The following is a 509-nucleotide window of genomic DNA, read 5'->3' on the forward strand; positions in this document are numbered from 1 at the left end:
GAGGCCAAGTACTTCGAGAGCGAGAAGATGGCCTACATCCTCGCGCTCGCATCCACGGCCGTGATCATCCTCACCGGGCTCGTGAAGGTGGCGGCCCACGCCGTCGACCTGCCCGCGGGGCTGCTCGCGGTCGCCACACCCGTCCACGACATCGCGACGGTGGCCATGCTCGCCTTCTTCCTGGCCCACGTCTTCTTCGCGGCGGTCCTGCCCATGAGCTGGCCGGTGCTCGTCTCCATGTTCACCGGCTACGTCTCACGCGAGCACGCCGAGAAGGAGCACGCCGGCTGGATGGCGGAGCTTCAGGGCCGCGAGGTCACCGATCCCGGCGCGAGCTAGGCGCCTGCACCGCTCCATCGATACGACGAAAGGAACCACACGATGGCAGATAACGATACCAAGGCCACCGGCTCCGGCGTGTCACGCCGGCAGTTCGTGACCGGCGTGGGCGGCGCGGGCGCGGGTCTCGTGCTCGGCGGCCTGCTCGTCAAGGGCTTCATCCTCCCCGA

2 protein-coding genes are annotated in these 509 nt (G+C 68.4%); both read left to right on the forward strand.

The annotated features are described in order from the left end of the window. Positions 1-339 (forward strand): cytochrome b/b6 domain-containing protein (locus MSB02_RS10510; RefSeq protein WP_267195201.1); only part of this gene is annotated, 339 nt, incomplete at its 5' end. Positions 340-381: 42 nt separating this feature from the next. After that, positions 382-509: twin-arginine translocation signal domain-containing protein (locus tag MSB02_RS10630; protein ID WP_407653158.1), on the forward strand; the 128-nt coding region annotated here is incomplete at its 3' end.

The sequence above is a fragment of the Anaerosoma tenue genome (assembly GCF_023161965.1).
Lineage (GTDB): Bacteria > Actinomycetota > Coriobacteriia > Anaerosomatales > Anaerosomataceae > Anaerosoma > Anaerosoma tenue.